This window comes from Streptomyces sp. NPDC054961 (assembly GCF_053609145.1).
Genome location: NZ_JBSGWY010000047.1, coordinates 55283 through 62700, shown reverse-complemented (window position 1 = coordinate 62700; position 7418 = coordinate 55283). Strand labels below are relative to the sequence as shown.

4 protein-coding genes are annotated in these 7418 nt (G+C 69.1%); all 4 read left to right on the top strand.

Annotation, left to right across the window (positions count from 1 at the left end; translation table 11 throughout):
- Positions 1 to 2721: methionine synthase (gene metH / locus ACWF9Z_RS31040; protein ID WP_453607640.1), on the top strand; the 2721-nt coding region annotated here is incomplete at its 5' end.
- 121 nt (positions 2722 to 2842) lie between these two features.
- A complete protein-coding gene (locus ACWF9Z_RS31035) occupies positions 2843 to 3544 on the top strand; it encodes an HAD family hydrolase (RefSeq protein ID WP_453607637.1) in 702 nt (233 codons plus the stop codon).
- Between the two features lie 480 nt (positions 3545 to 4024).
- Positions 4025 to 5629 (top strand): ABC transporter substrate-binding protein, encoded by a 1605-nt coding sequence (locus ACWF9Z_RS31030; protein ID WP_453607635.1) that lies wholly within the window; start codon positions 4025 to 4027, stop codon positions 5627 to 5629.
- 83 nt (positions 5630 to 5712) lie between these two features.
- A complete protein-coding gene (locus ACWF9Z_RS31025; protein ID WP_453607632.1) occupies positions 5713 to 7290 on the top strand; it encodes an ABC transporter substrate-binding protein in 1578 nt (525 codons plus the stop codon).
- The last annotated feature ends 128 nt before the right edge of the window (positions 7291 to 7418 follow it).

Sequence of the window (7418 nt, the reverse complement as noted above, 5' to 3'; positions counted from 1 at the left end):
GCCGGCCTCCCGGTCCTCGGCAAGAACGGCGCCCACTACCCGCTCTCCGCCCCCGAGCTCGCCGACGCCCAGGAATCCTTCGTCCGCGAGTACGGGCTCTCGCTCGTCGGCGGCTGCTGCGGCACCACCCCCGAACACCTGCGCCAGGTCGTCGAACGGGTCCGCGGCCTGGATCCGACCGTGCGCGAGCCGAACCCCGAGCCCGGCGCCTCCTCGCTCTACCAGACGGTCCCCTTCCGCCAGGACATCTCCTACATGGCGATCGGCGAGCGGACGAACGCCAACGGCTCGAAGAAGTTCCGCGACGCCATGCTGGAGGCCCGCTGGGACGACTGCGTGGAGATGGTCCGCGACCAGATCCGCGAGGGCGCGCACATGCTCGACCTGTGCGTGGACTACGTGGGCCGCGACGGCGTCGCCGACATGAAGGAACTCGCCGGCCGCTTCGCGACCGCCTCCACCCTGCCCATCGTCCTGGACTCCACCGAGGTCCCGGTCCTGCGGGCCGGCCTGGAGAAGCTCGGCGGCCGCGCCGTCATCAACTCCGTGAACTACGAGGACGGCGACGGACCCGAGTCCCGCTTCGCGCAGGTCACCCGCCTCGCGCAGGAGCACGGCGCGGCGCTGATCGCGCTGACCATCGACGAGGAGGGCCAGGCCCGCACCGCCGAGCACAAGGTCGCCATCGCCGAGCGGCTCATCGACAACCTGACGGGGAACTGGGGGGTGCACGAGTCGGACATCCTCATCGACACGCTGACGTTCACCATCTGCACCGGCCAGGAGGAGTCCCGCGGCGACGGCATCGCCACCATCGAGGCCATCCGCGAGCTCAAGCGCCGCCGCCCGGACGTGCAGACCACCCTCGGCCTGTCGAACATCTCCTTCGGCCTCAACCCGGCCGCCCGCGTCCTGCTCAACTCGGTGTTCCTCGACGAGTGCGTCAAGGCGGGCCTGGACTCGGCGATCGTCCACGCGAGCAAGATCCTGCCGATCGCCCGGTTCAACGAGGAGCAGGTCACCACCGCCCTCGACCTGGTCTACGACCGGCGCGCGGAGGGGTACGACCCGCTGCAAAAGCTCATGGCCCTCTTCGAGGGCGTCAACACGAAGTCGATGAAGGACGGCCGGGCCGAGGAACTCCTCGCCCTGCCGCTCGACGAGCGGCTGCAGCGCCGGATCATCGACGGTGAGAAGAACGGCCTGGGCGCCGACCTCGACGAGGCCCTGCTGACCCGCCCGGCCCTGGACATCGTCAACGACACCCTCCTGGAGGGCATGAAGGTCGTCGGTGAACTCTTCGGATCCGGCCAGATGCAGCTCCCCTTCGTGCTGCAGTCCGCCGAGGTCATGAAGAGCGCCGTGGCCCACCTCGAGCCGCACATGGAGAAGAGCGACGACGACGGCAAGGGCACCATCGTCCTCGCCACCGTCCGCGGCGACGTCCACGACATCGGCAAGAACCTCGTCGACATCATCCTGACCAACAACGGCTACAACGTCGTCAACATCGGCATCAAGCAGCCGGTCTCCGCGATCCTCGAAGCCGCGCAGGAACACAAGGCCGACGTCATCGGCATGTCCGGCCTCCTCGTGAAATCCACCGTGATCATGAAGGAGAACCTCGAGGAGCTCAACCAGCGCAAGCTGGCCGCCGACTACCCCGTCATCCTCGGCGGCGCCGCCCTCACCCGCGCCTACGTCGAACAGGACCTCCACGAGATCTACGAGGGCGAAGTCCGCTACGCCCGCGACGCCTTCGAAGGCCTGCGCCTCATGGACGCCCTCATCGCCGTCAAGCGCGGGGTCCCCGGAGCCAGCCTCCCCGAACTCAAGCAGCGCCGCGTGGCCAAGCGGGACACCCCCGTCCTCGAGGTCGAGGAGCCGCAGGAGCCCGGCGGCCGCTCCGACACCTCCATCGACAATCCGGTCCCCACCCCGCCGTTCTGGGGCACCCGCGTCGTCAAGGGCATCCCGCTCAAGGACTACGCCTCCTGGCTGGACGAGGGCGCCCTCTTCAAGGGCCAGTGGGGCCTCAAGCAGGCCCGCGCCGGGGGAGCGACGTACGAGGAACTCGTGGAGTCCGAGGGCCGGCCCCGCCTGCGCGGCCTCCTCGACAAGCTCCACACCGAGAACCTCCTCGAGGCCGCCGTCGTCTACGGCTACTTCCCCTGCGTGTCCAAGGGCGAGGACCTGATCATCCTCGACGACGCCGGCAACGAGCGGACCCGCTTCACCTTCCCCCGCCAGCGCCGCGGCCGCCGCCTGTGCCTCGCCGACTTCTTCCGCCCCGAGGAATCCGGCGAGACCGACGTCGTCGGCCTCCAGGTCGTCACCGTCGGCTCGAAGATCGGCGAGGCCACGGCCAAGCTGTTCGCCTCCGACTCCTACCGCGACTACCTCGAACTCCACGGCCTGTCCGTCCAGCTCGCCGAGGCCATGGCCGAGTACTGGCACGCCCGGGTCCGCGCCGAACTCGGATTCGGCGGCGAGGACCCCTCCAAGGTCGAGGACATGTTCGACCTCAAGTACCGCGGCGCCCGCTTCTCCCTGGGCTACGGCGCCTGCCCCGACCTGGAGGACCGCGCCAAGATCGCCGACCTCCTCCAGCCCGAGCGGATCGGCGTCCACCTCTCCGAGGAGTTCCAGCTCCACCCGGAGCAGTCCACGGACGCCATCGTCATCCACCACCCCGAAGCGAAGTATTTCAACGCACGATGAGACGGACCGGCGTACACTAGTCGGTCCCATACAGGCCGGTCACCTGTTCCCCCGGGCACGCCCCCGGAGGTGAGGTGACCGGCCTTCTCGTCCCCCCCGGGACCACCAGAGAGGTGCGCGCATGACGAGCACAGTCCCCGCCCCCGTCGCCCGTACGGCCGACGGACACGCCCTGCAGGCGGTGCTGCTCGACATGGACGGCACCCTCGTCGACACCGAGGGATTCTGGTGGGAGATCGAGGTCGACGTCTTCGCCGCGCTCGGCCACCGCCTCGACGAATCCTGGCGGGACGTCGTGGTCGGCGGCCCCATGACCCGCAGCGCCGGATTCCTCATCGCCTCCACCGGCGCCTCCATCGGCCTCGCCGAACTCAGCGTCCTGCTCAACGAACGCTTCGAGGCCCGCATCGCCGACCGCGTCCCCCTCATGCCCGGCGCCGAACGGCTGCTCACCGAGCTCGCCCGGCACAACGTGCCCACCGCCCTCGTCTCCGCCTCCCACCGGCGCATCATCGACCAGGTGCTGCTCACCCTCGGCCGCGACCGCTTCCACCTCACCGTCGCGGGCGACGACGTCCCCCGGACCAAGCCGCACCCCGACCCCTACCTCCTGGCCGCCCGCACCCTCGGCGCGCACCCCTCGCGCTGCGCCGTCATCGAGGACACCGCCACCGGCGTGGCCGCCGCCGAGGCCGCCGGCTGCCGCGTCGTCGCCGTGCCCTCGGTCGGCCACATCGAGCCCGCTCCCGGCCGGACCGTCGTGCGCTCCCTCGAGGACGTGGACCTGCCCTTCCTGCGCTCCCTCATCACTCCGCTGAACTGACCGCGCACGCTGCGTACCGGGCGATCCGCCCGTGGGACCCCGGTCCCGCGGACGGATCTTTCGCGCAATTCCCCGGAGGCCGAAATTCCATCCCTCCCGGGGCAGTTGTCCCGGGTGACCTTTGTCACCCACAAGGCCCCGTTCGCACCACTCCGGCCCCCCGTCGGCCACCCCTTGTGTCCGCATTGATCAGCACCTGACCGAATCTGCGAACGGCCCGGCGCTCACCCCCCGTCCGCTCCCATAACGGTGCGATGACGCCCCCGCTCCGACCGGTTCAAGCCAACCCTGCTCAGGCCACTAATGTCGATCCGGGCATAGCGCCGCACCTCAGCCGTCCCGGACACACACCCCTGTTCCGGAACCGCGTGGACCGATCGTCACACCACCGGCCCGATCGTTCCGCCCAGAACGGGCGACCGTCGCACATGCCCTCCACGCCGCTTTGAACAAGTGCCGGGTCGAGGGAGTACTTCCAGCATGAACCGCAAGACCATGGTGCTGACGGCCGCCGCCGCACTGCTCACCCCCGCGCTGACCGCATGCGGCAGCACCAGCGGAGGAGCAGCGGGAACCGGGGCGATCATCGTCGGAACCACCGACCGGTTCGAGGCAGCCGACTTCGCCCCCGCCCCGCTCGACCCCGCCTACGCCTATGACGCCGGCAGCTGGAACATCCTCCGCCAGACCGTCCAGACGCTGATGCACACCCCCCGCGGCGGCGGCCAGCCCGTCCCCGAAGCGGCCTCCGACTGCCGCTTCACCGACACCGGCAACGAGAGCTACCGCTGCACCCTGCGCCCCGGCCTCACGTTCGCCGACGGAGACCCGCTCACCGCCCAGGACGTCAAGTTCTCCATCGACCGGGTCCGCGCCATCAAGGACGAGAACGGCCCCTCCTCGCTGCTCTCCACCATCGACACCGTCGAGGCCAAGAGCCCCGACACCGTCGTCTTCCACCTCAAGACCCCCGACGCCACCTTCCCGCACAAGCTCTCCACCCCCGCCGCGGGCATCGTCAGCGCCAAGAAGTACGACGCCAAGAAGCTCCGCGCCGGCTTCTCCGTCGACGGCTCGGGCCCGTACACGATGAAGGCCGAAGTCAAGGACAACCGGCTCGTCCGCGCCGTCTTCAGCAAGAACCCCCACTACAAGGGTGACCTCAAGCTGCAGAACGACAAGGCCGAACTGCGCGCCTTCGAAGACTCCGACGCCATGGGCAAGGCCCTGGAAAGCGGAACCATCCACGTGGTCTCCCGCACCCTGTCGCCCGCCCGGATCGCCGAGCTCTCCGCCAAGCCCCCCAAGGGCGTCAAGCTCTTCCCGATGCCCGGCCTGGAAATCCGCTACCTCGCCTTCAACACGGACGCCCCCACCGTCAAGGACAAGGCCGTCCGCCAGGCCCTCGCGGCCGCCGTCGACCGCAACGCCGTCATCGCCAAGGTCTACGGGAAGTCCGCGCAGCCCCTGTACTCGCTGGTCCCCACCACCCTGACCGGCCACGTCAACTCGTTCTTCAACAAGTACGGCGAAGCCAACACCGCCAAGGCCGCCGACCTCCTGAAGAACGCCGGGATCAAGACCCCGGTCAAGCTGACCCTCAACTACACCAACGACCACTACGGCGACGGCACCGCGGCCGAGTTCGAAGCCCTCAAGGCCCAGCTGAACTCGACCCAGCTCTTCGACATCACCGTCCAGGGCGCCGACTGGGCCGACTTCCGGCCCGCGCAGAAGAAGGGCGACTACGCGGCCTACGGGCTCGGCTGGTTCCCCGACTATCCCGACGCCGACAACTTCCTCGCCCCGTTCCTGGAGCAGGACAACTTCCTGGGCACGCCCTACGCCAACACCTCGGTGCGCACCAGGCTCATCCCCGAGTCCCGCCGGGCCGTCGACCGAAGCGTCGCCGTCCCCGCGATCACGGAGATGCAGGACATCGTCGCCGACGACGTCCCCGTCCTGCCCCTGTGGCAGGGCAAGCAGTACGTCGCCGCACGCGACGGGATCACCGGGGTGGAGTGGTCCGTCAATGCCATCTCCGACCTCCAGCTGTGGGAACTCGGCCGCGGCGTCAGCGGCTGACCAGCACGACGCCCGGCAGCGGACACCGTGGGCCGGAACCAGAAACCAAACGAGCCAGTAAGACTGTGAAGGACGTTCGCGTGATGAGACGTAACCAGTGGTTGGCAGCCCCGCTCGGTGCGGCCACCGCCGCCGCGCTGCTCAGCGGTTGCGGGTCGACGGATGGCTCGAACGCCGGCAGCGGCAAGGGCGTCATCATGGGCATATCCGACAAGGTGAAGTCCACCGACCCCGCCTCGGGCTACGACTCCGGCTCGTGGCTGCTCTTCAACAACGTCTTCCAGTCCCTGCTCGCCTTCCCCAAGGGCGGCACCACTCCCGAGCCCGACGCCGCGCAGTCCTGCGGCTTCGAGGGCGCGGACAGCAAGGTGTTCAAGTGCACCCTGCGCGGCGGCCTGAAGTTCAGCAACGGCAACAGCCTGACCTCGAAGGACGTCAAGTACTCCTTCGAGCGGACCCTGAAGATCAACGACGAGAACGGCCCCGCCGTCATGCTCGCGTCGATCGGCTCCATCGACGCCCCCGACGACAAGACGGTCATCTTCCACCTCAAGTACTCCGACGCGACGTTCCCGAGCAAGATCGCTTCGGGCGCCGGCTCCATCGTCGACCACGCCGAGTACCCCGCCGACAAGCTCCGCACGGACGGCAAGGCCATCGGCTCGGGCGTCTACAAGCTGGACTCCATCAACGAGAAGAGCGCCGGCTTCTCCGTCAACGAGTCCTACAACGGCAAGGCGAAGCCGAAGAACAGCGGCGTCACCATGAAGTTCTTCGACCAGGACCAGGCCGCCCTCAGGAAGGTCCTCGAAAGCGGAGACGTCGACTTCGCCTTCCGCGGCCTCGCCGCCAAGGACATCGCCGGCCTCGCCTCCAAGACCGGCGACCAGAAGGTCGAGGTCGTCCAGGGCTCCGGCGCCGAAGTCGAACACCTCGTCTTCAACATGAACGACCCGGTCGTGGGGAAGCTCCCCGTCCGCAAGGCCATCGCCTACCTCGTCGACCGCGAAGCCCTCGTCAAGGAGGTCTACGACGGCACGGCCACCTCGCTGTACTCGATCGTCCCGGCCGGCATCGCCTCGCACACCACCGCCTTCTTCGACCGCTACGGCGGCAGCCCCCAGCCCGCGAAGGCCAAGGCCGTCCTGCACGCCGCCGGCATCAAGGACAAGGTCAAGATCACCTTGTACTCGACGCCCTCGCGCTTCGGCCCGTCCACGGAGCAGGAATTCCAGCTGATCGCCAAGCAGCTCAACGACAGCGGCCTCTTCGAGGCCGACGTCAAGTCCGTCGAGTCCGATCAGTACGAGAAGGACGTCGCCGACGGCAAGTACGGCGTCTACGTGAAGGGCTGGGTGCCCGACTACCCGGACGCCGACAACTTCACCCAGCCGTTCTTCGGCCCGGACAACGTCCTGCACAACAACTACGACAACAAGGAGATCACCGGGACGATCATCCCGGCGACCTCCGCGAAGGCCGACCGCAGCGCCGCCGCCACCGACTACGGCCGCCTGCAGGACATCGTCGCCGACGAGGTCCCGATCCTCCCGCTCTGGCAGAGCAAGCAGTACGCCGTCACCCGCCGAAACGTGACCGGCCTGCAGTGGTCCCTGGACCCCTCGACCGTCTTCCGCTTCTGGGAGATCAGCAAGGGCTGAACCGGCACCCACGGACGAGGGGGGGGGGGGGGGCCCGCCCCCGCCGGGGGGGGCGCGGGGGGGGGGGGGGGGGGGGCGCGGGGGGGGCGGGGGGCGCGCGCGCCCGCGCGCGCGCGCGCGCGCGCGCG